The organism is Arthrobacter sp. 2RAF22, from assembly GCF_052115325.1.
Classification (GTDB): Bacteria; Actinomycetota; Actinomycetes; order Actinomycetales; family Micrococcaceae; genus Arthrobacter.
In genome coordinates this window covers 1-24,538 of sequence record NZ_JBFRGL010000018.1, presented here as the reverse complement: position 1 = coordinate 24,538, position 24,538 = coordinate 1, and the positions used below count along the sequence as shown (strand labels likewise).

The 24,538-nt window shown below is 63.2% G+C and carries 22 protein-coding genes; 15 read left to right on the top strand and 7 right to left on the bottom strand.

The window, feature by feature from the left end; translation table 11 throughout:
- Window positions 1–107 precede the first annotated feature (107 nt).
- Complete coding sequence (locus AB4068_RS13290; protein WP_284991734.1) at window positions 108–572, top strand: DUF4383 domain-containing protein; 465 nt, start codon at window positions 108–110, stop codon at window positions 570–572.
- A 155-nt stretch (window positions 573–727) separates the two neighbouring features.
- On the opposite strand, the gene AB4068_RS13285 is transcribed toward AB4068_RS13290, so the two are convergent.
- From AB4068_RS13285 to AB4068_RS13270, 4 genes are all read right to left on the bottom strand, one after another.
- Window positions 728–1,459 carry a maleylpyruvate isomerase family mycothiol-dependent enzyme gene (locus AB4068_RS13285; RefSeq protein WP_441433631.1) on the bottom strand — a complete coding sequence of 244 codons (732 nt, stop codon included), beginning with the start codon at window positions 1,457–1,459 and terminating at the stop codon, window positions 728–730.
- Window positions 1,459–2,295 (bottom strand): fumarylacetoacetate hydrolase family protein, encoded by an 837-nt coding sequence (locus AB4068_RS13280; RefSeq protein WP_441433630.1) that lies wholly within the window; start codon window positions 2,293–2,295, stop codon window positions 1,459–1,461. The genes AB4068_RS13285 and AB4068_RS13280 overlap by 1 nt, the downstream gene beginning before the upstream one ends.
- Complete coding sequence (locus AB4068_RS13275) at window positions 2,292–3,422, bottom strand: cupin domain-containing protein (protein ID WP_284991737.1); 1,131 nt, start codon at window positions 3,420–3,422, stop codon at window positions 2,292–2,294. The genes AB4068_RS13280 and AB4068_RS13275 overlap by 4 nt, the downstream gene beginning before the upstream one ends.
- 223 nt (window positions 3,423–3,645) lie before the next feature.
- The gene (locus AB4068_RS13270; protein WP_059388029.1) at window positions 3,646–4,446 is read right to left on the bottom strand and encodes an IclR family transcriptional regulator; all 801 of its coding nucleotides are present in this window, start codon (window positions 4,444–4,446) and stop codon (window positions 3,646–3,648) included.
- 48 nt (window positions 4,447–4,494) lie between these two features.
- On the opposite strand from AB4068_RS13270, the gene AB4068_RS13265 reads away from it, so the two are divergent.
- From AB4068_RS13265 to AB4068_RS13250, 4 genes are all read left to right on the top strand, one after another.
- The gene (locus AB4068_RS13265; RefSeq protein WP_441433629.1) at window positions 4,495–5,835 is read left to right on the top strand and encodes an MFS transporter; all 1,341 of its coding nucleotides are present in this window, start codon (window positions 4,495–4,497) and stop codon (window positions 5,833–5,835) included.
- Entirely contained in the window at window positions 5,828–7,099 is a 1,272-nt protein-coding gene (locus tag AB4068_RS13260; RefSeq protein WP_441433628.1) for an FAD-dependent oxidoreductase, read from the top strand. Before AB4068_RS13265 ends, AB4068_RS13260 begins: the two co-directional genes overlap by 8 nt.
- 109 nt (window positions 7,100–7,208) lie before the next feature.
- On the top strand, window positions 7,209–8,645 hold the full coding sequence (locus AB4068_RS13255; protein ID WP_284991740.1) for a flotillin family protein: 1,437 nt from the start codon (window positions 7,209–7,211) through the stop codon (window positions 8,643–8,645).
- 8 nt (window positions 8,646–8,653) lie between these two features.
- On the top strand, window positions 8,654–8,896 hold the full coding sequence (locus tag AB4068_RS13250; RefSeq protein ID WP_284991741.1) for a hypothetical protein: 243 nt from the start codon (window positions 8,654–8,656) through the stop codon (window positions 8,894–8,896).
- Between the two features lie 90 nt (window positions 8,897–8,986).
- Here the strand turns inward: AB4068_RS13250 and AB4068_RS13245 are convergent, their stop codons facing one another.
- Window positions 8,987–10,879, bottom strand: a complete 1,893-nt coding sequence (locus AB4068_RS13245) for a polysaccharide deacetylase family protein (protein ID WP_284991742.1) — start codon at window positions 10,877–10,879, stop codon at window positions 8,987–8,989.
- Window positions 10,880–11,251: 372 nt separating this feature from the next.
- Here AB4068_RS13245 and AB4068_RS13240 point away from each other — a divergent pair, with 372 nt between their 5' ends.
- Window positions 11,252–12,520 (top strand): glycosyltransferase family 4 protein, encoded by a 1,269-nt coding sequence (locus tag AB4068_RS13240; RefSeq protein ID WP_441433627.1) that lies wholly within the window; start codon window positions 11,252–11,254, stop codon window positions 12,518–12,520.
- Entirely contained in the window at window positions 12,517–13,956 is a 1,440-nt protein-coding gene (locus AB4068_RS13235; protein WP_441433626.1) for a UDP-glucose dehydrogenase family protein, read from the top strand. Before AB4068_RS13240 ends, AB4068_RS13235 begins: the two co-directional genes overlap by 4 nt.
- A 9-nt stretch (window positions 13,957–13,965) precedes the next feature.
- Here AB4068_RS13235 and AB4068_RS13230 read toward each other — a convergent pair whose 3' ends face one another.
- Window positions 13,966–15,219 (bottom strand): beta-ketoacyl-[acyl-carrier-protein] synthase family protein, encoded by a 1,254-nt coding sequence (locus AB4068_RS13230; RefSeq protein ID WP_441433625.1) that lies wholly within the window; start codon window positions 15,217–15,219, stop codon window positions 13,966–13,968.
- 67 nt (window positions 15,220–15,286) lie between these two features.
- On the opposite strand from AB4068_RS13230, the gene AB4068_RS13225 reads away from it, so the two are divergent.
- The 7 genes from AB4068_RS13225 (at window position 15,287) to AB4068_RS13195 (ending at window position 20,199) form a co-directional block, all read left to right on the top strand.
- Window positions 15,287–15,901 (top strand): TetR/AcrR family transcriptional regulator C-terminal domain-containing protein, encoded by a 615-nt coding sequence (locus tag AB4068_RS13225; protein ID WP_284991746.1) that lies wholly within the window; start codon window positions 15,287–15,289, stop codon window positions 15,899–15,901.
- 271 nt (window positions 15,902–16,172) lie between these two features.
- Complete coding sequence (locus AB4068_RS13220; RefSeq protein ID WP_059388033.1) at window positions 16,173–16,439, top strand: uberolysin/carnocyclin family circular bacteriocin; 267 nt, start codon at window positions 16,173–16,175, stop codon at window positions 16,437–16,439.
- 4 nt (window positions 16,440–16,443) lie between these two features.
- Window positions 16,444–17,004, top strand: coding sequence for a hypothetical protein (locus AB4068_RS13215; protein WP_441433624.1), 561 nt, complete (start codon window positions 16,444–16,446; stop codon window positions 17,002–17,004).
- Between the two features lie 10 nt (window positions 17,005–17,014).
- Window positions 17,015–17,623, top strand: a complete 609-nt coding sequence (locus AB4068_RS13210; RefSeq protein ID WP_059388035.1) for a hypothetical protein — start codon at window positions 17,015–17,017, stop codon at window positions 17,621–17,623.
- Window positions 17,624–17,659: 36 nt separating this feature from the next.
- Entirely contained in the window at window positions 17,660–18,067 is a 408-nt protein-coding gene (locus AB4068_RS13205) for a hypothetical protein (RefSeq protein ID WP_441433623.1), read from the top strand.
- Window positions 18,068–18,073: 6 nt separating this feature from the next.
- Window positions 18,074–19,603: a hypothetical protein gene (locus AB4068_RS13200; protein ID WP_441433622.1), complete on the top strand. Its 1,530-nt coding sequence runs from the start codon at window positions 18,074–18,076 to the stop codon at window positions 19,601–19,603.
- Window positions 19,555–20,199, top strand: coding sequence for an ABC transporter ATP-binding protein (locus AB4068_RS13195; RefSeq protein ID WP_172465515.1), 645 nt, complete (start codon window positions 19,555–19,557; stop codon window positions 20,197–20,199). The genes AB4068_RS13200 and AB4068_RS13195 overlap by 49 nt, the downstream gene beginning before the upstream one ends.
- A 20-nt stretch (window positions 20,200–20,219) precedes the next feature.
- On the opposite strand, the gene AB4068_RS13190 is transcribed toward AB4068_RS13195, so the two are convergent.
- Entirely contained in the window at window positions 20,220–22,580 is a 2,361-nt protein-coding gene (locus AB4068_RS13190) for a LuxR C-terminal-related transcriptional regulator (RefSeq protein WP_441433621.1), read from the bottom strand.
- A 1,165-nt stretch (window positions 22,581–23,745) separates the two neighbouring features.
- Here AB4068_RS13190 and AB4068_RS13185 point away from each other — a divergent pair.
- Window positions 23,746–24,111: an excalibur calcium-binding domain-containing protein gene (locus tag AB4068_RS13185; RefSeq protein ID WP_441433620.1), complete on the top strand. Its 366-nt coding sequence runs from the start codon at window positions 23,746–23,748 to the stop codon at window positions 24,109–24,111.
- Window positions 24,112–24,538: the final 427 nt, after the last annotated feature.

Sequence of the window (24,538 nt, the reverse complement as noted above, 5' to 3'; positions counted from 1 at the left end):
GCCGGGCACGCCGCCGCCAGGCCGGCCGGACGCCGCCGCTCCAAGCGCTTTTTGCATAAGTCAGACGTAAAATTGGATTGTTCGCAATAGGTGGATGGAGGGCATAAATGACTACCGCAACCCCACATGCACATGGTGTTCACTTTGGACGGACGGACATCCAGAACATCGGCATGGGTGTAGGTATTCTGATGGCGCTGGTGGGCCTTCTCGGATTCATTCCGGGAATCACCATGCGGTACGGGGAATTGCAGTTCTTCGGGCCAAATTCGCACGCAATGCTCCTGGGTGTGTTCCAAGTGTCGCTGCTGCTCAACATTGTGCAGCTCCTCATCGGTGGAACCAGCTGGGCGATGTCCCGCTCGGGCGGCCATAGCGCACGCAATATCCTGATGAGCTTCGGCGCCTTGTACATCGTGTTCAGTGTGTACGGACTGAGTGTCGGGGTTGATTCGGCGGCCAACTTCCTGTCGCTGAACACGCTCGACAACTGGACGTTCATGGTCTTGGGCATCCTGATGATTGCCGCTGGCTGGATGTTTTCACGGCATCTGGCCGACGACGCAAAGTAGCCCTATTCAAAGCCCGGATTGAGTTAGCCCGGGATTACAGGAGCCGCCGATGGGTAGGATCTACAGCTAAATCTGAATAGTCATACAAGCGGTTGGTGCAGTTCCTGCGGTGAAGAAGCCGGGAGCTGTGCCAACCTTCTTTGTGCCCGACGCCGTCAGATCCACTTTGGTGCCGCCGGCACGGGCCCAGCGCCCGCGGTCACCCCGCCGGCCCCGCGTCCGGTGGCCCATTGCACGACGCCGGCGAGAGGCCCGGCGACCACGACGGCGGCGTCCGGATCGCCGAACGTGAGGTCCGTGCCAGCGACGCTGACCAACAACCCGGCGTCGGTGCCCCGGGCGGCCCACGAACCGGTGATGTCGCGCAGCAGCCGTTCCAGTACCGACGCCGGGATGTCACCGAACGATGCTCCGTTGTAGAGGTCGACGGCGTGCACCCAGACTTCGCGGGTGCGCATCCAGGCCGTTTCCGACGCCGGGACTTCCCTGCCCTGGATGGTCCGGACCGTGTGGTGCCAGGCGTCTTCGGGCAGGTCGCGCCATTCGACGCTCAGGTGCACTGCGGAGTGGTCGAAGAGGTTCCGCAACGCGATGGGAGACAGGGTGGCGCCGAAGTTGATCTCCTCATCCCGCACTGCAATTGAGGGATACATCGGAGTCTCCACGCCGGTCGACGCCCACTCCACGAGGCGGGCGATGGCCCGGGCGTTGTAGCCCACGTGTGCTACAACGTGGCGGCGGGTCCAGCCGGGAAGCAGCGAATCGCCGTCGAGCCCGGCATCGGTGAGTTCGTTGAGCTTGCGGGCGAAGAACGCGGTCCCCCGCCGGGCCTGCAGGAGCTGTTCCTGCAGGCCCGGATCGGTGGTGAGGTCGTGGCGGGCGACCATCAGGCTTCCTTGACCACGCGGTTGTTCAGCTGGCCCAGTCCCTCGATGGTGGTGACCAGGAGCTGGCCCTCCTGGAGGTACCGCTTCGGGTTCTGGGCATGGCCCACTCCGCCGGGGGTGCCGGTGGCGATGACGTCGCCCGGGTTCAGCGTGATGATGGTGGAGATGTAGGACACCAGGAATTCGGGGGTGAACACGAGGTCCCCGGTGGGGGTCTGCTGCTGGATCTCGCCGTCCACCGCGGAGGTCATGAGCGGCCCGGCCTCGAACTCGTCCTTGGTGACCAGGGCGGGCCCGAACGGGGTGGACTTCTCCCAGGTCTTGCCTTGCAGCCATTGGATGGTGCGGAACTGGTAGTCGCGCATGCTGATGTCGTTCAGCACCGAGTACCCGGCTATGTGGTCGGCCGCGTCGGCTTCGCTGATGCGGCGCCCCTTCTTGCCGATCACGACGGCGAGCTCGGCCTCCCAGTCGACCGTGTCCGATTCCTGCGGCAACGCCAGGTCGTCGTTGGGACCGATTAGCGATTCCTGGTACTTCGCGAACAGGGTGGGGTACTCGGGGATTTCCCGGCCCATCTCCTTGATGTGGTTGCGGTAGTTGTGCCCGACGCAGATGATCTTCCCCGGTGAGGGCACGACGGCGGCGAGGTCGGCGCCGTCGTACGCGTGAGTTGCGCCGTTGGCCGCCTCAGCGATAGTCGCCCAGGCGGGGTCCTGCAGGAGGGCGCCCACGTCGGAGAACCCGTCGATCTCGGTCAGGGTGTCGCCGTCCTGGCGGACGGCCACGGTGCCGGTGCCGGTCCCGTCAGAAATGCGGAGGGTGAGGAGTCTCATTTGTTGCGTCCTTCGATGTACGTGCGGTTGAAATTCAGTCGTTCGAAAATGGGGGCGTCGCTGAAGCGGAACAGATCGAACTCACTCTCGGCGTGGAGCGACCATTCCTGCCAGGACGGCACGACAAAGAGGTCGCCCTTTTCCAGGACCTTGGACTCCCCGTTCAGCACTACGGTGCCGCGGCCTTCGAAGACCTGCCAGACACTGGAACCGACTTCGCGCACGGCCTCGGTGGAAGCGCCGGCCCGCAGGCGGTGGAACTCGGCGCGGATGGTGGGCATGACGTCCCCGCCGGTGGTCGGGTTGGTGTAACGCACGGCGGCGTGGCCCTGGGACACCGTGGCCGGGTGGCCCTCGTCCTCGAGAAGCAATTGTTCGCGCAGGGCGGCGTCGGTGTGTTCCCAACGGTAGGCCGCGATCGGGGAATTCACCGTGTCCTGCAGCCCGGAGAGGGGACGGAGGCCCGGGTGGGCCCAGAGCCGCTCGGAGCGCGAAACGTCCGGGGTGGCCTCGTCAGTGACACGTTCGGTGCCGAATTCGAAGAACCCGGCGTCCGCGTAGTGCACGAACGGGATGTCCAATCCGTCGATCCACGCCATCGGCTGGTCCGTGTCGTTGTGGTGGCCATGGAAGTTCCAGCCCGGCGTCAGCAGGAAGTCCCCGCGGCGCATCGCCACCGGATCCCCGTTGACGACCGTCCAGACGCCCTCACCTTCGACGACGAAGCGGAAGGCGTTCTGCGAGTGGCGGTGCTCCGGAGCTGTTTCGTGCGCGCCCAGATACTGGATGGCAGCCCACAGGGTGGGTGTGGCATACGGAGTACCGGCGAGGCCCGGGTTTGCCAGGGCGATGGCACGGCGTTCCCCGCCACGGCCAACAGGCACCAGGTCCCCGGCACGGGCCGCCAATGGGTACAAATCGTTCCAGCGCCACACGTAAGGCACGGCCTTCGGGGACGGCACCATCGGCATCAGGTCCGCGATCTCGGTCCAGAGCGGAATCAGGTTCCCGGCCTCGAAATCCTGATACAGCTGCTCCAGCTGGGCGGCTTCCTCGGGAGTCGGTTCCGGAACAGCGTTCTCGGCGGCAACTGATTCGTGGGTTGTGCTATCGGCGCTGATGGACACAGAGGCCTCCTCGGGGGTACGGGACAGTTTTGGCGTACTCCAGACCCTAGGGAAGCCCCCAAGTGATCTCCAGCATATTCTGATAGACAGAATCTTCTGGCCCACCTGACGGACCCGCCGACCCAACTGACTAGCAATAGATGTCGTTATGGGCCCTCAAAACGACATCAACTGCGAGTCAGTTGGGTGGGTCACGGCTTGGGTGGGTCACGGCTTGGGTGGGTTAAGGCTGGGACTCGGCCGGATTGGCCGCGATATCGATCTCCAATTGGCGCTGGGTTTCCCGCATGATACCCACAAGACCAGCATCGAAGAGCCTGCGGAACCGTGCCACGGGAGTAGCTACGCTCAGCGCGCCCACGGCGACGCCCCGCCCGTTGTGGAGAGCCACCCCCAAGGCGCTGATCCCTTCCTCGGTGCCTTCGAAATTCGCCGCGAATCCGTTGCTCCGGATCGTCTCAAGCTCGCGCAGGAAAGCCGGATATTCGGCGTCGGGAATGTTGTCGCCGCCGATCTCCGCGTTGTGGCTGCGGAACAATTGCTCGATCATGGCGGGCTCCAGCTCTGCCAACAGCGCCTTGCCGCCCGAGGCTTTGTTCGCGGGCAGGACGGTTCCCTGCCTGTCGCCGACCCGTAGGGCATTGGTCCCCTCCACCGTGGCCAGGAACCTCACCTTGGTTCCCACGCGAACCATGAGATTGACGGTCTCATTGATCCGCCCACTCAGGAGTTCCATGTGCGGCTGCGCCACCGTGCGAAGCAGCCGGCTCCAACTGAGTCCTGCCGGTCCAACCCCCATGGCCGGCCCGGGCACGTAGCGGCGGGTCTCGTCCTGGACCGCGAACCCCCGGTAGACCAGCATGGCCAACAGCCGGTGGGCTGTGGAGGGAGCAACACCCAGCTCCGCGGCGGCGTCCTTGAGGCGCAGGCTGCCGCCGTCGCGCAGGAGCTGAAGGAGATGCAGGGCGTTGTCCACGGCTTCAATGGAATAGGCCGGTTTTTTGCGGGCTGGAAGATTCTGCAAGACAGAATTCTATTGGGCTGCATAACCAAACAGCCACACAGTGGTGGGATGAATCACACACCATCCGCTGCAGCGCCGGAGCGGACCCAAGACGGCGTTCACCACCTCCCCAGGGCCTCCGCCCGGTTCTCCAAGCGTTCCGCCGCCGCTGTCCTGGTCTGCTGGTTGCTGGTGGTTTTCGACGGCTACGACCTCATCGTCTACGGCACCGTCCAGAGCGCCCTCATCACCGACACCGGCTGGGGGCTCACGAAAGCCACCGCCGGCACGGTCGGCTCGATGGCGTTCCTCGGCATGATGATCGGGGCCATCTTCGCCGGGAGGATGTCGGACAGCTGGGGGCGCCGCCGGACCATCATCGCCTGCGCCGCACTGTTTTCACTCTTCACCATCTTGTGTGCGTTCTCCCCGGACGCGTTCGTCTTCGGGGGTCTGCGCTTGCTGGCGGGCATCGGCCTGGGCGGACTTGTTCCCTCGGCCAATGCCTTGGTCGCGGAACTGGTCCCCGCCAAATGGCGGTCCACCATCGCCACGCTAATGATGTCCGGAGTGCCGATCGGCGGCTCGATCGCCGCGGTGGCCGGCATTCCGCTCATTCCCGCTTTCGGCTGGCCGGTCATGTTCCTGGTGGCCGCCGTGGCGCTCCTCGTGGTGGTTCCGCTGGGCATGCGCTTCCTCCCGGAGACGCTCCCAGCGACACTCGAGGAACCCCTCCCGGCCGCCAAGAACGCGAACCAAACAGGCGGCTTCAAGTCCCTACTCCGTGCCCCGTACCTCGGCATGAGTCTCCTGTTCGCGGTCTCCACCCTCGTCACGCTCTTTGCTTGGTACGGCCTGGGCACCTGGCTGCCGAACCTGATGCAACTGGCCGGCTACAACCTCGGGTCAGCCCTGACCTTCGCGCTGGCACTCAACCTCGGTGCCGTCGTCGGCTCGGTGGCCACTGCGTGGGCGGGAACCCGATTCGGTCCGATCCCGACGGCGATCGCGGCAGCCGCCGTCGCCGCCGTCGCGCTGGCCGTACTGGTGGCGGGTCCGCCTGTGGGGCTTGTCTACGTCATGTTGGTGCTGGCGGGGGTCGGCACCCACGGAACCCAATGCCTCATCATCGCGGCGGTGGCCAGCCATTACCCGGCGCATTTGCGGGGCACAGCGCTTGGCTGGGCCCTCGGCGTCGGGCGCATCGGCGCGGTCGCGGCACCCCAGGTAGGCGGGCTGCTGCTCGCGGCCGGCCTGGGCGTCAACTCGAACTTCCTGGCATTTGCCGGGGCCGCCGCCGTCGCGGCCATCCTGCTCGGCGCCATCGGCACCAAGATCAAGACCGCGAAGATCACGGCCGCCAAAAACCAACCCACAAACACCACCTCTGTAGGAGCTAGCAATGTCTGACCGCAAAACGTCCACCGAAGTCCTCGTCGTCGGCGGAGGGATGGCCGGCCTTGCCGGCGCCCTGGCCCTGCGCGCAAACGGCGCCGAGGTGACATTGGTTGAGCGGGCGCCCGAATTCGGCGAGGTCGGGGCGGGACTGCAGATGGCCCCCAACGCCTCCCGCGTCCTGAAGCGTTGGGGCCTCCTCGGGAAGGCGCTCGAGATCGGCGTCCGCCCCAAGCACTTGGTGTTCCGCGACGCCCTCACCGGTGAGGAACTCACCCGGCAGACCCTCGGTGGCGAGTTCGAAGAGCGCTACGGCGCCCCGTACGTGGTGATCCACCGCAGCGACCTGCACCGGATCCTGTTGGAGGCCTGCCAGGATGCCGGCGTGCGCCTCGTGAACGACGTCGTCGTCGAGAAAGTCGAGACCGTGAACCACCGCGGCGTGGCGCACACGTCCAGCGGCGATGTTTACGAGGCCGACGTCGTGATCGGCGCCGACGGCCTCAAGTCCACGCTCCGCGCCGCCGTCGCGCAGGACGGGCCGGTGTCGTCGTCGTACGTCGCGTATCGCGGAACGGTGCCCATCACGCCGGAGACCCCGGCCGCCGATCTCGAGGACGTCGTCGTCTACCTCGGTCCGGACTGCCACCTCGTGCAGTACCCGCTGCGCAAAGGCGAGCTGCTCAACACCGTGGCTGTTTTCAAGTCGCCCTCGTTCGAGCGCGGTGAGGAGCAGTATGGCGGCGTCGACGAACTCGAGGCGGCTTACAAGGACTGCATTCCGGCGGTACAGCTTGCGCTGCGGAACCTTGCGACAGGCATCCGCTGGCCCATGTACGATCGCGATCCCATCGAGAACTGGATCCACGGCCGCCTGGTCCTGATGGGCGATGCCGCACACCCCATGCTCCAGTACTTGGCCCAGGGAGCCTGCCAGGCGCTTGAAGACGCCGCGGTCCTCCAGGACTCCACCGTCGGCTCCGTGTTCAACGACGACGGCGTGGACACCGCTGCTTGGGATCGCGCCATCAGCGATTTCAACTCAGCCCGCGCAGCGCGGACGGCCCGCGTCCAACGCACGGCGCGCGTCTGGGGAGAGTCGTGGCACGTGTCCGGCGTCGCACGCGTCTTGCGGAACCTGCTGTTCAAGAGCCGCAAGGACGGCGACTTCCAGTACAACGACTGGCTCTACGGCCAAGAGGACGACGGCGTTCCGGCGGTCCCAGCCGACGGCACCGGCGAGATGAGGACAGTATCGCTCGCGGGAACGCACGCCTAGCAGAATCCGTTGTGTCAATTGTAGGTAAACAAATTGCTGGACTCCTGGAGCAGACCGAAGCAGACTGACTACACGAGCCGCTTGGGTGCTTGCCGTTGAAAGGACAGTCATGTTCGACCTCGTTGCTTATCTCCCGATTCTCGTCACCGTATTGGGGGTAGTTGTCGCCGTTACCGTTATAAGGCTTCTCATCAAATTGATGTGGAAGGTGGCTGAACCAAACGAGGCATTGATCATTTCCGGCCTGACTCGGGGAAGTTTGGACACCAGGGACGGAATGGATTTCAAAATCGTCACGGGAAAGGGCGCCTTAGTGGTTCCCGGGCTCCAAACCGTGAGGACGTTGTCCCTGACGCTGAATGAAACAGAGCTCCAGGTCAACTGCGTGACCTCGCAAGGCATCCAGGTGATCGTGGAGGGCGTGGTGATCTACAAAATCGGTGACGCTGCGCCGTTTATTGCGAACGCCGCGAGGAGGTTTCTCGGCCAACAGCCCAAAATGGAAAGCCAGGTCTACAACGTTTTTGAAGGGCATTTGCGCTCGATCATTGGCAGCATGACCATGGAAGAAATCATCCGCGAGCGTGACAAGCTCGCCTCGTTGGTCCGCAGCGCAAGCGGCATCGAAATGGAAAAGCTTGGCTTGGTAGTTGATTCCCTCCAAATCAAGGACCTCCAGGACCCCACGGGCTACATCCAGAACCTGGCCAAACCGCACATTGCACAGGTCAAAATGGAGGCCCGCATCGCCGAAGCCACCAGGAACCGCGAGGCCGCGGAGAAGGAGGCCGAGGCAGCCGCCCAGATCGCGGATGCCCAGAGCATTTCGGCGATCAAGCAATCAGCGGCCCAAGCCAATGCCGAAACCGCGAGGGCCAACGCCGCGCAGGCCGGTCCGTTGGCAGACGCCACAGCGCGCCAGCAAGTGGTGGTCCAGGAAACCGAGGTGGCCAAGCTGGAAGCGGACCGCGAAGAGCAAAAGCTCCAGACGTCCATCCGGAAGCCCGCCGATGCAAAGGCGTACGCCCAACGCACCGAGGCGGAAGCCCAAAAGGCCGCCGACATCAGTGCGTCCGAGGCGCGGGCACGGCGGACGGAACTCGAGGCTCAAGCGAACGCCCGCAAGGTGGAAGTCGAAGCCCAGGCCAACGCCACGGCGGCCGCCGCCATCGCGGGAGCCACGAAGATCACGGGTGAAGCCGAAGCCGCGGCCACCCGGGCCCGCGGCGACGCGGCAGCCTCGGCCATCAAGGCCAAATCCTTGGCGGAAGCGGACGGCATCAAGGCCCGCGCCGAGGCTCTCGGAACCAACCAAGAGGCCGTCATCTCCCAACAGCTCGCGGAGAACATGCCGGCGATCGTGGCAGCCGCGGCTGAACCCTTTGCCCACGTGGGCAACCTGACCGTCCTCAACGGCGGCGAGGGCCTCAACAGCATGGTGGGTGGGATCCTGTCCCAAGTGGGCAACTACCTGCCATCGATCACAGCTGCGCTCAAGAACGGCAAGGAACCGCCCAAGCGGCCCACCAAAACCCCTGATGCATAGGGACACCGATGCACAAAGAGGTTGATCGGAGCCTGACGGGCAAAATCGGCAGGGTCACGGGTCGTATCGGGCCAGGCACTGTGGGGGAAGTGATGCTGCCGTTCCACGGCGGTACGAGCGCCTTCCACGCGCATCCATTCGACAAGAGCAGTGTTTTCAACGTGGGTGACGAGGTGCTTGTCATCTACTATGAGCCGCCCGGGACCGTATTCGTTGACGAGTTGCCGGACGTCCTGAAGGCTGCCAGATAGCGCGACCGCCAGCCGGCGCAATAGAGAACCCGACAAAAAGCTGAGGGCGGCTAGTCAGCCGCCCTCAGCTTTTTGTCACTGATCGATTGCTCAGCCCAGCGGCGGAGCTCCTACGCTGTCGTACATCGCGTAATCGTCGGTGGTGACCGATCCGTTGCTGAACAAGCTCAACCCGAAACTGATGGCCGTGGCCCCGGCGGGTAGTGCCGGCGTCGTGAAGCTTGCCTGTGTGTAGGTAGTCGCGGTATTCAGCCACGGTCCGGAGGTCCAGTACACCCAGTTGTTTGAGGCGTCACGGTAATACAAGGCGAACTGTGTGACGGCTGTAGAGGTGTACCAAACACGCACCGAATAGGTGTGTCCGGCGACGGCCGCAGGTGGGCAGGTACTGGTGTCCATTGTTGGAAGCAGTTTCGCGTCACCACTGGAGTATCCCGTGATGGTGAGTTTCTCCGCTTTGGTACCGGTGTGCGCGGTAGCAACCGTGCTGAACGTCGCGGTGTTGGTGCCGTATCCGCCGGCCTGCCAGCACTGCGGGAACGAGCCCGTACCGGCCGTTTCAAGGCTGGGGTTCTGTACCAGGTTGCCGCCGGCTGGTGGCGGCGGAGGAGGCGGTGGCGGGGTGCCGACGTCGAACATCTCGTAGTCGTCGGTGGTGAGCGTGCCGTTGCTGAACAGGTTCAACCCGAAGCTGATGCCGCTGGCGCCCGTGGGCAGTGGAGGCGTTGTCCAGGTGGCCTTTTGGAAGGTCGTGGCCGCTGAGAACCAGGGGCTTGATGTCCAATACTTCCAGGAGCCTACGCCGATCCGGTAGTAGAGCTCGAATTGGGTGCTTGTGGTCGATTTATACCAGGCACCGATTGAATAGGAGTTCCCGGGTGTGGCTGTAGGCGAGCACCCTCCTAGGTCAAGGGTCGGCAGCAGCTTGGCGTCGCCGTCGACATAGTTGGTGACCACGAGCTGTTCGGCGACTTTTCCGGTGTGTGCCTGCCTGACGGTGGAAAAAGCTGCCGTGTTAGTGCCATAGCCTGCTGCGGCCCAGCACTGCGGAGCCCCGCTGACCAAGGTTTCAAGGCTTGGGTTCTTGATCAGGTTGCCCGTGCCCTCCGGTGGTGCCGGCGGTCCCGAGACAAGCGGCTTGACGGTTCCGCCGATCACTTGGGCCACCGTCTTGACCGTGGTGGTTGCGGGCCTGGACTTGAGCCACGTGGCGAACTGGTTGAACAGGGTCGGGGTGATGTTCAGCGGATCCGTGCTTGTAGCTGAAATATGGTGGAAGGTGAGCTGGACCCACCCGCCTGCGGGCTCCGCCTGGGTGACCGACTTTTGCAGGTCCGCCAGGGTCCAGGTGTTGTCCACTTCATCCGGGGCCGCCGTGTTGTACGGGTTGGCAGGAGGGATGGTCTCCGCGAGCGGGCACCCCGCGCAGCTGAACCGCGTCTTGATGTCACCAAGGTTGCGGGCGCTATTGAGCCCGCAGTTCTTGACGACGGTTTCGAGGGATGCGTTCTCGGCAGCGAACGGATACGCGAAGTCAGTGATCGTGAATCCAAGGTTTGTGAGGTTGACCCTGTCGTTGCAAATCTGGCGTGTTGCCTCATCCAACGTCACGGTGGTCAGGTCCGGGTGGGTAACAGTATGGCCGGCAATCTCATTGCCGTTTGCCACAAGGCCCTGCATGTCGCTTGTCGTCAGGTAATTGGGGTTGTTGATGAATCCGGACGGCGTGAAGAAAGTACCCACCAGGCCCAGGCTCTGCATGGTCTGCGCGGCGTTGAGTTGGTCGGCATTTGCGTCGTCAAAGGTCAAGGTGACGACGGTTGGATTAGCGGCTTGGGCTGCGGGTGCGGTGATGCCGGCGGTGACGCCGGTGAAAGCAAATACCACCACAACGGTGGAGAACCACGTAAACCATTTACCGGGGATCGTCCCTTTAAACGTCCGGTGCTGGTCAACCTGGTCAGTACGGTTGAAGAGTTTCATAGGGTCTGGCTCGATTCTAGACAACGGCCTGGCCGGACATACGGGCGGCGCAGGGTGAATCACCCAACGTTGTTCAGCATGTGAGGGCGCGCCGCCCAGTCATCGCCCGCTTGCCGAAATACCCCGGTGCCCGGGACAAGCCCCAGTCATGGCCACGAGGTTCACTACCGTTGTCACCGTAAGGCGGGCCGACATGGGGGAATAAGAGTAAGTCCTACCCGTCTTTGAGTTGCGTAATTACCTAGATTTGCGCATGTTCGGTCGCTACGGATCCTCCACTCGGGGAAGCAACGTCAATTTGTTAACCAAACCTTCCCCTTGCGGTCACGCCCATTCCCCCGCTTCGCCAACCGCCGCGCACACCGTGGAGGGGTGAGGATCGCTATCGTTGCCGAATCATTCCTGCCGCTCATGAACGGGGTCACGCACTCCATCCTGCGGGTGCTCGAGCATCTGCAAGAGCGCGGCGACGAAGTGATGGTGATTGCGCCGTCGACGTCCGACACTGCTGTCTCGGACGTCGTGAACGGCGCTTTTGTCCACCGCCTCCCGTCCGTGCCCTTGGCCGGATACACCAATGTGCGGGTGGCGTTGGGCGGTGTGAGCCGGGTCAAGAGAATCCTTGCCGACTACGCACCGGACGTTGTCCACCTCGCATCGCCCTTCGTCCTCGGGTGGCGGGCTGTGCAAGCTGCGCACCAGCTCGGCATTCCGACGGTTGCCATCTACCAAACCGAGGTCCCCAGCTACGCTGCCCGCTATGGGCTCCCCATGCTGGAGAACTGGGCATGGAACCGGGTGGACAACATCCATCTTCGTGCAGACCGGACACTGGTCCCGTCCACGTTCGCGCTCAACCAGTTGCGCGGCCGCGGGATCCTCAGGGTGGGAATGTGGCGGCGCGGTGTGGATACCGCGCGCTTCTCCCCCACCAAGCGCTCGACGGCGTGGCGCACCTCCGTTGCGCCCCACGGCGAGCGCATCATCGGCTACGTCGGCCGCCTCGCGATCGAGAAACAAGTGGAGGACCTCGCCGTGCTGGCGGACCTGCCGGGAACCAGGCTTGTCATTGTGGGCGACGGTCCGCAACGCGCCGCCCTGGAAGCAGCTCTGCCGAATGCCTTCTTCACCGGGTTCCTCGGCGGCGACGAATTGGCCCAAGTCGTGGCGGGCTTCGACCTCTTCGTCCATCCCGGAGAGTTCGAAACGTTTTGCCAGACCATCCAGGAGGCCATGGCCTCCGGCGTTCCCGTCGTGGCCACCGGCCGGGGCGGTCCCCTCGATCTCGTGGAAAACTCGCGCACCGGCTGGCTTTACGAGCCAGGAGACCTCGCGCAGTTGCGGGCCTACGTGCAGGACTTGGTGGGCGACGACGCCAAGCGCCGTGCGTTCGGAACGGCGGCACTCGCTTCGGTCCAAGGCCGGACCTGGCCGGTGCTGAGTGCCCAACTCGTCGAGCATTACGAGGCGGTAATCGCGGGGGAAGCGCTCGTAGAACCGGCCGCCGCTCCCAGCCACCCGGTTCAAGCAGCCGAACTTCAGGCGTCCGAACTTCACGCGGCCGAACTTCACGCGGCCGAACTTCACGCGGCAAAGCCTGCCACCATTTCCGTGACTTCCAGCAAAGGACTCCCAGCATGAAAATCTCCGTTGTAGGCTGCGGCTATCTTGGCGCAGTACACGCCGCCACGCTCGCGTCGATGGGCCACACCGTGGTGGGCATCGACGTCGACGCCCAGAAGGTGGCCCACTTGAACAAGGGTTTCGCACCTTTCCACGAACCCGGCCTCGACGAACTTCTCCGCGACGGCTTCGCTACCAAGCGGCTCACGTTCTCCACCGACTTCGCCGACGCCGCCGGCGCCCAGACGCACTTCCTCTGCGTGGGCACTCCGCAGTCCAAGACCTCCGATACGGCGGACCTCTCCTACGTGATCGCAGCCACGAAGAGCCTGCTTCCGCACCTGGCGAGGGGCGCCGCCGTCGTCGGCAAATCCACCGTTCCCGTGGGAACGGTGGACATGCTCCGCGGCATCCTTGCCCGCAGGCCGGATGTCCTGCTCGGCTGGAACCCCGAATTCCTGCGCCAAGGTACGGCAGTGAAGGACTCATTGGTCCCGGATCGTTTGGTATACGGCGTGCCGGGCGGCAAGGACTCTGCCGCGGGCGCCCCTGTCACGGCTGCGCTCGACGCCGTCTACGAACCTCTGATTTCGGCCGGGATCCCGCGGCTGGTCTGCAACTTCGCGACCGCCGAGCTCATCAAGTCCGCCTCCAATGCGTACCTCGCCACGAAGCTCAGCTTCATCAACGCCATCGCCGAGCTTTGCGACGCTTCAGGGGCCGACGTTACCGAGCTCAGTGAGGCGATGGGGCTGGATCCGCGCATCGGCAACCGGTACCTCCACGCTGGACTGGGTTTCGGCGGCGGCTGCTTGCCGAAGGACATCCGCTCGTTCCGCGCACAGGCACAAGCGCTGTCCGTGCCTTCCCTCGACGAGTGGATGGGTGTGGTCGATTCCATCAACCTGGGCCAGCGCGCCCGCGCCGTGGACGTCGCCCGTGACATGTGCAAGGGCTTCCTGTCCGGCCGCACCGTCACCGTGCTGGGCGCGGCGTTCAAACCGGACACCGACGACATCCGTGACTCGCCCTCCCTCGACGTCGCACTCCAACTCGCCGCGGCCGGCGCCCACGTTACGGTGACGGATCCCAAGGCGATCAACAATGCCTGGATGCGCTATCCGCAGCTCCGCTTCGAAGCGTCCACCACGCGCGCTCTCGAAGGCGCCGAGTTGGTGCTGCTGCTCACCGAATGGGACGAATACCGTGCCCTCTCGCCCGCCGCCGTCGGCTCGCTCGTACGACGCCGGATGGTCCTGGACGCGCGGAACGTCCTGGATGCTCGAGCATGGCGGGCGCAAGGCTGGACGGTTCGCGGGCTCGGAACCGGCTCCTACGATGAGACTTCGGAGCCGCTTACCGAAGCCAAACCTCCCGTCGTTCCCGTCGAACCGCTCAACACACGCCCGTTCATTGTCGGTTCGCCGGCCAAGGCACCCTCCACGCGACGGTAGTCGCGTGGTTCATCGTGTATTCGGGGCTTTGGGGTGCAGTGCATCGGTGATGACGAGGGAGACGTTCTGCCCACCGAAACCGAAGGAGTTGCTGAGCACAGCCTGCTGAGGGACGTTCCGTCGTTGGATGGCGACGTCGAGGTTGATGTCGGGATCGACGTCGGTCGGGGTGAGGTTGCGGGTCGGCGGAATGACGTCGTGCTTCACGCTGAGGACCGCTATGAGAGCCTCGATCGCCCCTGCAGCCCCGAAGAGATGGCCGAGCGCCGCCTTGGGCGCCGTCACGGTCGCGTGCCCGAAAACCTCCCTGATGGCACGGGACTCGGCAGCATCTCCCACCGGCGTCCCAGTAGCATGGGCATTGATGTGCCCGATCTGCTCGGGAGCAAGTCCAGCTTGCGCGAGAGCCTTCCGCATTGCCGATATCTGACCGCTGCCTCCGGGAGCGGGGGCGGTGATGTGGTGGGCGTCGGCCGCGATGCCGGCTCCGGCGAGCACTGCGTGGACCCGTGCACCACGGGCGGCGGCGTGTTCCGCACTCTCTAGCACCAAGACCGCGGCTCCTTCTGCCAGGACAAATCCGCTGCGGTCCGCGGCAAACGGTCGAGACGCTGAGGCTGGCTCCGCGGTGTGGCGCGACAGCGCCCGGGTCTGCTTGAAACCGGCGACTGTGACCGGGGTAATCGCCGCCTCCGTTCCGCCCGCGATGACCACGTCTGCTTCGCCGGCACGGATGAGCCTGGCCCCTAGCGCAATCGCCTCGGCGCCGGATGAGCAGGCGGAGACCGGCGTGTATACTCCGGCGCGCGCACCGTAGGCGATGCTGATCAGCGCGGCAGCGGCGTTGGGCATGAGCATGGGTACGGTTCGTGGCGAGACACGGCGGGCACCCGACAGTTCAAGAACGTCGTCTTGCTCCAACAGGGTCTGCACGCCGCCGATTCCGGTGCCGATCGCCGAGGCAAGTCGCTCCGGGTCGACCTCAGGGGCGCCGGCGTCAGCCCAAGCCTCGGCCGCCGCGACAAGAGCTGCCTGCTGCGAGCGGTCCAGGCGTCTGGCTTGCACCGGCGACAAGTACGTGGCCGGGTCGATCGCCATTGTCCCGGCCACGGTGCCGGCCAGTTCGCCGTCCTTATGGCCGGGTAGAACGTTTCCTCGGATGCCGGACTCACCAGCCAGCAGGGCTTCCCAAGTCGATCTGACGTCGCCTCCGAGTGGCGTGATCGCGCCAAGCCCGGTCACTACAACCTCATTCCATCCCATAACCTTCAAGTTCCTCTCTTGTATGTCATACAACTAACCGTACTTTTGTATCACATACAATCGAGATGTGATTCAGAAGCGAACCGAACCCGAGGCGCAGACCTCGACGCTCGAGCGCGGACGCGCGACCCGGAGGCGACTCATCGAGACCACGGCGCGACTCGGCAAGGAGCGCCACGGAGCCCAGCTGAGCGTCGCGGAGATCGCAGACGCGGCAGGAGTGTTCCCCAACCAGATCACCTACTACTTCGGTTCCAAGGACTCATTACTCGTGCACGCCGCATTCCTTGGTCTGCTTCACGACACCCGGCGGATCGAGCGGATCGGCCGCCAGGCCCCCGACGCTGCGACCTTCCGGCGCAACATCGCCCGTGCGGTCCTCGCCCTGCCCTCGCTCCCTTCGGTCGCGGGAGCACTCGCGACCGGAATCGCCAAGGCCGAGCTCGCCCCCGTGGTCGACGAGCACCTCCAACTGCTGTTCCGCCAATCGGAGCGCTTCGTGACCCAGCTTGTCGGCAGCCGGGGTTGGAGCCTCAAGCGACCCGTCGACGTCGAAGCCAGGACATTCTGGAGCGCCGCACTTGGTGCCGCACTTCTCGCACACGCCGGGGCGCACGGCACCGGCGCAGACCTCGACCTCGCCGGGACATTGACGGTCCACGACCAGACCGGCCACGTCTAAGTTCCTTAGCGTTCCCAGGCCGAGAACGGCTCTCAGTGTTTTTGCCCGGATTACACGTAGACGGGCCACCGCGCACACGGAGATCCGGCTTATTCACACTGAGAAACGGCCTTTTGCACACGGATTTTTCCGTTTTTTATACGGAGACGCCAATTTCACCGAGAGAATCTGAATCGTGGATGGCCTTCCTTTGGGGAGGGTCACCACTCTTCAAGGCCAGCGAAACCGTTGGCCGTTCTACTCGAGAAATGGGGTTGTAGTGGAATCAACAATGACGAAAAGGACCGGCCTTCAGGCTGCGGCCGCGGCTGCGCTGGCCGTGGTTGGCATCTTCGGCGCGAGCTTGGCCGTTTCATGGATCGCGGGGTCCCTTGGGATCTCTGCCGCGGCGGCGTCCCAGATCATGCACGCCATTGAGGTCGGAGGCTGGGCTCTCGTTGTCATCGGCACAATTTTCGGGGCAGGAATCACGGGTGCCTTGATCGCAACGGCTCGAGGCATCCTCTTCCGCATCGGCCGGGCGCAAGCAGTCGCCTAAATCGATGCTTGCTAAGACAGCACGCGTGCTTGGGGGCATCCCTGGATGGTTGCTCCCAAGCACGGGCCTCGCCATGGCAGCCATAGCCATCTTCGGCTACTCGTCGGTGGACCTGTCCTGGATCCGGGACGCCAGGGACATGGGTGGGAGTCCGCTCTACAGCAAAGACTTCCTCCAGATCCTTGGGCGAAACGTCGGCGCGGCCTTGGTGCTCTATTCGGGGGTCGCGACCCTCGGGCTGACCACGCTTCTCGGAGCCGGAATCCTGGCGCTGTATGTCGGGGCGACGGTATCCCTCGGGGTGCATTCCGTCGGCGGTGCGGGCCTGGTTGCGGACGTGATGTGGTACGTCCCGTTCGAGTTCTTCGGCCTGGTGATGGCGGCGACCGCCGGATTCCAGCCCGCCGCGGGCCTGGCTCGGAGGCTGCTGATGAAGAACGAGCCTCCAACCCTGAGGTCGTTCATCGACGACATGGCCCGTTCCCTCGGCACTTTGCTCATTGCCATCGCCCTGATAGTCCTCGGTGCCGTCATCGAGGCCATCGTGATTCAGCTCAAGACCTGAGGAGGAATTCATGACCAGCACGGAAGACGGACGGAAGTCCGAAACCGTCATCAGCGTCGCAAAGGTCGGAAAGTTGCGTCCCGAGCCGTCCTCAGCCAGGGAATGGGTCTCGACGTCCCGGGGTCTGTGGATCGCGGGCTACATCCTGCTCATGGCTTTGGTGGCTCTGCGGCTTCCCCTGACCAGAAAGTATCTCAACGCGAACGTTCCGGCGGACGTGCGCTCGGAAATCGGGGACGATCGCCTCCTGAGCCTCTCCATGACCGTGGGCACCGTTTTGTTCTTCCTTGTCTACGCCGTGATCATCGCTTTGTACTTCTCGCTGGCCGCGTTCTTGGACAAACGGGTGATCCCGGGAAAATCGGTGCTCGCGGGCCGCTTCAAGATCGGGGCCTTCTTTGTGATCGCCATTCTCGCCACGATCCCGGTGAATCTCTTCAGCGTGGCCTTTGGTGTCATCCAACCGCGGGAAATCCCCGGATATTGGGCCTATTTCCCCTCGATGGCCGTGCTGGCCCTGGTGATCTTCTACCGACATTGGCGCGAGTTTTCCACAGGCAGGAAGATCCTCGTTGTGCTTTCGGCCATGGGTCTGTCAACAATAGTCGCCATCGGCTGACCTTCCTCAACCACCACCCACGGACAGAAATTCTCAATGATTACTCAGCTCTTCGGCCTGCTTCTACGAATCGTGGGCCTCCTGGTCGCTGCATTCTCCTGCATTTCAGTCGGCCTGATGTGGGCTTCTCCCGCCCCGGATGGCCTCAAGAACATAGATCCCCTCGCCGTGAAGAACACGATGGTCACCGTGCTTCTCGTCTTCGGAGTGGCGGCACCCTTGATTGCGGCCTTCAGCAATGCCGGGAAATGGCTACCGCTCAAGGCGGCCGTTTTCGCCGTCGCCGGTTTCGCCAACGCGGCGGCCCTCAGCCCGGTAATAGTCGTCCCGTTCCAGGGCACGACGTCGGCCATCGCCGCGGTCTGTGCGCTCGGCCTCGCGGTCCTCACCATTGTGGCCTTCATGGACTCAGTCCACAAGAAGAGTCCGCGGAGCAAGTTCTAGGCGCCGATGAGGACCAAAACCCCACCCGCCGACGTCGCAGGCCAAGCTTCTAACGCCAGCGTCCCTGCTGTGTCGGTCCGGAGGTCCGATTACCGAATCCTGCGCGACTTCCGGGCTTTCGAAATCGTCAATGCGATGCGTTTGCCGCTCACGCTGGACGGTTTCAGGGCCCTCGCGATCTTCGGATCGATCGCCTTGGTCCTGCTCGGAACAATGGTGTTCGCATCCACGATGTCTGTTCTCCGCGACGGCCCGCTCCGCCAAGACACGGCTGCTGTGCTCAACTGGGGATTCCTCGCGATCCTCTACTCCGCGGTCGCCTCAGTTCTCACCGAGGTAGTTTCAAGCCGACGGCTGGCAGTATCCGGCACTCCGCATTTGGAGCTCTTCCGGGCGATGGAACTTCCCCTCCCGCAGGTTGTGGTGAGATACGGTCTGGTCCCGGCGTTCCGCCGCACGGGCATCCTTTGGTATTCGGCCGCGGTATTCCTCCTGGTCTTCTTCGAGGAATCGCCGAGCTACTTTGGCGTCGTGGCGGCTTCGGCCTCCGTCCTGGCTCTCGCCTCCTGTGCGTGCGTCTACTGCGTCCTCCATTTCGCTTCAACACCTGCACGAAGGATGGGCCTCCATTGGCGGTATGGCGTCTTGGCGCTCATCCTTGGATTGTTGCTCGGGGCTGCCACGGGATTTCTCCTGCCTCAGCTCTCCCGGCTCGGCGGCCTCGCCGTGGACCCCTCGCGCTTCCTTCCGGCGTTGTACTCCCTGGCAGCGGCCGCGTCCGGGATATTGATCCTGCTCAGCATCCGTGCCTGGCGCCGCCTCAGCTACCGCAGGATTTCTTTCAATACGGAGCGGGGCGGCAGCCAACGGCCGGCGACAAGCTTCGGGCTATTCGTTGTCACTGATCTGTTGAGCAGCAAACAGGGCTCGGTGATCGCCACCATCGTCCTTGCCTGGATCGCCGTCGTTGGCATCCTCTTGGGAGCGAGGGGCGTCTTCCCCCTGCAGTCGGCTCTCGGCTCCGGAGAGCTGCACAAATCCTTGATTGGTGCTGCCGTGCTCCTGAGCCTCGGCGTCACGGAACCGATGCTCTATCGGATCGGGCCCACGGCGAAGCTGTACCACTACCGCTTCGCGTGGGAGAACGGCTTCTCCGCCACCGCGATCGTTGTCCGGCTCGTCGGAATCTACGTCATAGCGGGGGCGGCCATCGGTGGATTTGTTTTCCTAGGGGCATTTCTCGCACTGGACCTTCCGGCTCCTGGTGCTGTCCTCGCGGGTTTGATCGTCGCGGCGTCCGGAGTCGTCGCGGAATCCCTCTCCCGTCCGCCAACCACCACTGACGGGACCAAGTCCAATGACGTGATGGACGGCCTCTTCACACTCCTCCTGATTTCTCCATGCTCGCTCATTCTTGTTGTCAGCCCCGAGTTCAGCACCGTGCTGTTGTTGGGCTATTCCATCCTCTTGATCCTGGGAGCCGCCGTATGCCTGCATCAACGTCTTTTGAGGCTTCGATCGAAATCGATTCTGTAACCGCCGGCTACCGGCAAGGCACCCCTGTCCTGGACGGACTCAGTCTCAGCATGAACGAGCCCGGGCTTTACCGTGTGGCCGGCAGCAATGGCAGCGGGAAATCGACGCTCCTGGAGCTCATCAGCGGTTTCCTCCAACCTTGGGCCGGAAGCGTTCGGCTTTGCGGTATCGACGCCAGCTCACCGGACGCGCGCCACGTACGGAGCGTCTGCCGTACGACGCCGGCGCTCTACCCCTCCATGACGGTTCACGACCATCTGGCCCTGGCGGCACGTAGCCGTCAGGTCGGTCCGGAGGCCGGGCTCGCCCGGCTGGCCAAGTATGGACTGAAGGACTGGGTGGAGCAGCCCGTCTCCATGCTGTCCACGGGCAATATCCGGAAGCTCTGGCTGCTCATGTGCACTGTGGCCGACACCCCTGTGGTCGCCATCGATGAGCCTTTCAACGGCATGGACGTTCGAGGCATCGAGGCCCTGATCGACGAGCTCGGCGACTGGGCACAGCACAAAGTGGTTGTCCTCATTTCGCACACAATTCCGGAGCAACTGACCGTTAGGCATTCCTTCGTCTTCAAGGAGGAAGGAGCAATCGCGTAGACCGAAGCCCACTGGCAGGCTCACTCGGAAAGCCGCTTTTCGCGGAACGGAGACGAATCCCGGACAAGGTCAAAGAGGGCCGTGCGGGAAGGGCTTCCTGTCTTGCGCAGCGCGTTGGAGATGTGGCTTTCCACGGTCCTGATACTGATTCCCAGATGCTCGGCGATCTCCGGGTTGGAGCGATGACCTGCCAGGGCTGCTATCTCGATTTCCCGGACGGTCAGGGGCGAGTAGCTTCCGGAACTAAACGCGACGGGCTCATCCGGCGAAGGAAAACGTGCCGCGAACATGGAGTACGCCCGGTCCATCGCAGCCGCACCGATCGTGTTGTCCACGAACGCATACCGCTTGAAGGCGCCGCGGAGCAGCATCCGGACCTGGTAGAAATCGGCGTCGGGCTCGTAATGCTCGAGCAGCACGCCGAGCATTTGGTGGTCATCCTCCACCACGGCCGCGGCAATTGCCAAGAGCTGATCATGTGAAGCGGCCGGTGCATACTCTTTCAAGGTCTGCCGGAGGAGATCGAGAACTTTCCGGCCCGGGAGAAGGCACGTGAAGAAGAGCGCGGAATAGATCGCCTCGAGGACATAGCCACGTTCGAGCTGCCGTTGAATGAGTTTCGCGGCCTTCCCGTCGAATACAGCGGGAATGAGGGGTCGCGCGGCGACGAGCTCGTACACGCCTCTCGCTGTCCCGGGGAGCGGGCCGATGTCTTCAGCTTCGCGCCGTGCCTGGGTGGCAAGGGTCGCTGCGGGCAAGATCGCGGACGTCGCCGTCCTGAGCCCGGCGAGCCTAAGCATTGCGTCGTGAAGGGAAGCCACCAGGAAGCCTGGCCGCCCCATGGCAAACACACTGCCCATGAGGTACTCGGCGTCGTCGAAATAGCCGCGGTAGATCAGGGCCTGGGCAGCCACATAGGTGTTGCAAACCATCCCGAACTGGTCCAGCTTGCGGCGGGCATCTCCGCGTTGGTCAAGCGCAAAGACAATCGACTCATCGATCCGCCCCGAGCTGAACAAAGCCATTCCACGGATGAACGGTTCGATTCCCGGAATGCCTCTTAAGCCGCCTGAAGTGTCGATGGCTTTGAGCGCGGCGGAAGGGTTGAATCGGTAGAGTTCCAGGATGCCCCGGATGCTGGCTATCACACCGCTTTCGGGGTGACGATCGTGCAGACGCGCGAAGATCCCGTCGAGGTTCTCCGGCATTCTGTCGTAGGACGCCACGAGGAAAAGTTCTGCCGCTTCGGCTTCGGCGGACCATTTGGGACGTTCCTCCCCGAAGCTCCTGAGGGCGCCGGCCGCAGAGTCCAGTCCTTTGCCTTTATGGATCGCCCAAAGCGCTTTGGTAAATGCCAGGAACAGGAGATCGCACGATTCGCCTTCCGAGGTCACGGTCTGGGCAAGGATCCGCTCAATTCTCGATGCGTCAATCGGCGAGCCCCAATAGACCCTCAGAAGTGCCACCGCATTCGATACTGACCTTTCGGCATTCCACAGCTCGTATCGCTTGCGCTCCAGGACGGATACTTGCTCATGAAAATGGCGTGCCGTTGCGGCGTCGTCCGAGCTCCGTTCAAGGCGCAGCGCAGCCAGGACCCTCATCAGCGAATCAGCCGAGTTGAGGTCAACGTGGGATTCCTGTGGCAAACCGCTGAGGGCTCGGGTGATTCGACTCTTCAGGACCCGCCTGCTTGTGAGCACTCTTTGACCACGGAAGTAGTCGGCCAGGACCGGTGGCGTGATCGAAGCGGAGACAGTGTTGTGGAGGTCCTCCACAACGGAAATGAGGCCGCGCTGTTCGAGCCTGTCGAGAACATCGGAATGAACTACCTGTTGCAGTACGTCGAGGGGCGTGGTCCCGGCGATGGCCATGGCTTGAAGGCCCGTGAGTTCGTCGGCTTCGAGTCCTTCGAGGAGGGATTCCACGGTGCCATGAAGGTGCTCGTTCCACAGGGTGTCGCCCGTCATGCGCCATTGACCATGGCGGAGGACAATCAAGCCACTGAGGGAAGCAGTTTCCGCGATGCAAACCACAAGCCGCGGGTTCCCTGCCGATTTCGTCAGGATCCGGGCAGTGGTGTCGGTGTCCGCCGGGGCTCCCAGAATCCCGGTGAGGAGCTCGTTCACTTGCTCGTAGCGAAGCGGATTCAGGTGAACCCTGGCTTCCGGTCCGGGGCTGAGCACCGCTGGCTGCGCCATCGAGTAGATGGATGACTCGCTCATGGTAACGATCATGGGCCGTTTCGTCCGACGCCGGACGGCGTCCAGAACCGCTACAGTCTCCGTGTCGACGAAGTCGAGGTCATCGACCACAAGCACGCGCTCCCCTGGCCTGGAGAGCCGGCTCGCCAGGGTGTCAGCTACACCGAGGACTCCCAATTGGCCTATTCGAATATCCAGGCTCAGGCTATGTATTCCACCAAAGGGTATTTCGCGATGTGAGCGGAGTCCCGAAACGGAGTAAACCGTTGCTCCGGTATTTTCCAGATCGGCGATAGCCTTTTGCACCACACTCGTGCGGCCGCTGCCAGGCGCGCCGACAATTCGAACTATCATTCCGCGAGCAACGTAGTCCAGCGTTCGCCGAACTTCCTGATCGAACACTCGCGATCCAACTTTCTCTGACGCGCTGATCCAGCACTCTCCGGTCCTTAGGTGGTGCGAGGTCCAGACGATTCAACTGTTTCCTGCCCAAAGCCGGGCGTTGGCAGGCGGACTCCCAAGCACTCCCACGGAATCCCCCGGGGTGCGCTGACGAACCTCGTTCCAAGGGAAACGGTAAAGTCCGAAACGGCCATCTAAGTGGTGTTTTGGCAAAACTCAGTGTGCGCGGGGAGCCGTCTACGTGTGCCGACGTGGGGTTTTGTTCCGCATCTCCGTGTGCGCCGAAGAAAACTCAGTGTTCCCCCGGCGTCCAAGGAGGTGGGGGTTCGCGATGAATTTTCCATGGTGCTCCTGGTGGTGGTCTCTTGCTTCCGACGCTACGGGGGTTTCGTGGCCGCCTCTAGATCGAACCTCGCGCATGTGGATATTTATTCGAATCTTGTTTTCATAGATCGAATATAAATTCTAATTTGCAGAATGGACCACAACCTCTTGGGACCCTGTCAAGAGGCTTTCTCGTCCATGTGGACAACTTCTTCTTTTCTCGCATTTCAGATGCTAGGATCTGCTGACATTCGCGTCAAAAACTGAATCATGGGGGCAATAAATGAATACTCGCGCGCCTGAAAACAACGGGGAAATAAAGCACGCGTCGCACGACTTCTTGAAATCTCGGAAGAATATCTTCAAGGTCTTTGCCATCGTCACGTCTACTGCCGCAGCACTCTCCCTTGCCGCCTGCGGCGGAGCCAGCCCAACAACCTCCCAAGCGGGGGCCACTCAATCGGCATCAACTTCCGCCTCGGCGACGCCCACCCCAACTCCCACGCCCACACCGACCGCGCCGAAATCCGCGTCCTGCGTAACGGAGAACGCAACCGAGAGCTACCCGCCCAAGGTGTACATCTGCACAAAATCCGACGCGGGCACCTTAGTTTGGATGGAACGCTCAGAGTCAAAGAAAGTAACCGACGCTCGCGCAGCAGCAGCAGCAGCGGCTGCGGCGAAGGCGGCGGCAGACAAGGCCGCTGCTGACAAGGCGGCGGCAGACAAGGCGGCGGCCGACAAAGCAGCGGCCGACGCGGCTGCGGCTCAAGCCGCCGCAGCACAGGCAGCGCAAGCAGCCGCAGCACAGGCACAGCAAGATCAAGCCCAGGCCAGGCAGGTACAGCCACCAGCGCCGTCGTCCGTTTACTACGCGAACTGTACGGCTGCCCGGGCCGCCGGCGCCGCACCGATCTATCGGGGCCAGCCAGGCTACCGGCCCGCACTGGACAGGGACGGCGACGGCATAGCCTGCGAATAAGGGTTACAGAAAGATCCAGCGACATCGTCGGATTCTGCTGGATCATTCCCTTCGCCGAAGTTGCCGGTCCCGTGATTCCGCGGGACCGGCGTTTGTCCATTCGAATGATTGAGCAGAATCCGACATCCGAGCGAAGACGATCCAGGGAGGGACATGACCAAGCCCAAGGCCGAGCGCTACAGCAAAAGCTCAGCGACACGCGAAATCCCTGTCGCTACCGGAATTCCGGTGTCGACAGGGATTTGGCGTGTCGCCGGGAAATTTGCGCGTCGAGAGGTGGGTTATAGGACAAAACGTGTGTATGGATTGTGCCTGCTTCCCAGTGTTGGCGGGCGAATTTCGGGGTAGCTAAGCTTTGGAAGCTTAGGGTGGCTGGGGTGCTTGCATATCTCTGGAATGTCTGGTCTGCGGTCAGGCGCTGGTACGG

Bases quoted from the DNA above. Each gene is read 5' to 3' on its own strand.
- AB4068_RS13290 (WP_284991734.1), top strand. From the start codon at position 108: ATGACTACCGCAACCCCACATGCACATGGTGTTCACTTTGGACGGACG.
- AB4068_RS13285 (WP_441433631.1), bottom strand. From the start codon at position 1,459: ATGGTCGCCCGCCACGACCTCACCACCGATCCGGGCCTGCAGGAACAG.
- AB4068_RS13280 (WP_441433630.1), bottom strand. From the start codon at position 2,295: ATGAGACTCCTCACCCTCCGCATTTCTGACGGGACCGGCACCGGCACC.
- AB4068_RS13265 (WP_441433629.1), top strand. From the start codon at position 4,495: ATGAATCACACACCATCCGCTGCAGCGCCGGAGCGGACCCAAGACGGC.
- AB4068_RS13260 (WP_441433628.1), top strand. From the start codon at position 5,828: ATGTCTGACCGCAAAACGTCCACCGAAGTCCTCGTCGTCGGCGGAGGG.
- AB4068_RS13255 (WP_284991740.1), top strand. From the start codon at position 7,209: ATGTTCGACCTCGTTGCTTATCTCCCGATTCTCGTCACCGTATTGGGG.
- AB4068_RS13250 (WP_284991741.1), top strand. From the start codon at position 8,654: ATGCACAAAGAGGTTGATCGGAGCCTGACGGGCAAAATCGGCAGGGTC.
- AB4068_RS13245 (WP_284991742.1), bottom strand. From the start codon at position 10,879: ATGAAACTCTTCAACCGTACTGACCAGGTTGACCAGCACCGGACGTTT.
- AB4068_RS13235 (WP_441433626.1), top strand. From the start codon at position 12,517: ATGAAAATCTCCGTTGTAGGCTGCGGCTATCTTGGCGCAGTACACGCC.
- AB4068_RS13230 (WP_441433625.1), bottom strand. From the start codon at position 15,219: ATGGGATGGAATGAGGTTGTAGTGACCGGGCTTGGCGCGATCACGCCA.
- AB4068_RS13220 (WP_059388033.1), top strand. From the start codon at position 16,173: ATGACGAAAAGGACCGGCCTTCAGGCTGCGGCCGCGGCTGCGCTGGCC.
- AB4068_RS13215 (WP_441433624.1), top strand. From the start codon at position 16,444: ATGCTTGCTAAGACAGCACGCGTGCTTGGGGGCATCCCTGGATGGTTG.
- AB4068_RS13210 (WP_059388035.1), top strand. From the start codon at position 17,015: ATGACCAGCACGGAAGACGGACGGAAGTCCGAAACCGTCATCAGCGTC.
- AB4068_RS13205 (WP_441433623.1), top strand. From the start codon at position 17,660: ATGATTACTCAGCTCTTCGGCCTGCTTCTACGAATCGTGGGCCTCCTG.
- AB4068_RS13200 (WP_441433622.1), top strand. From the start codon at position 18,074: ATGAGGACCAAAACCCCACCCGCCGACGTCGCAGGCCAAGCTTCTAAC.
- AB4068_RS13195 (WP_172465515.1), top strand. From the start codon at position 19,555: ATGCCTGCATCAACGTCTTTTGAGGCTTCGATCGAAATCGATTCTGTA.
- AB4068_RS13185 (WP_441433620.1), top strand. From the start codon at position 23,746: ATGGAACGCTCAGAGTCAAAGAAAGTAACCGACGCTCGCGCAGCAGCA.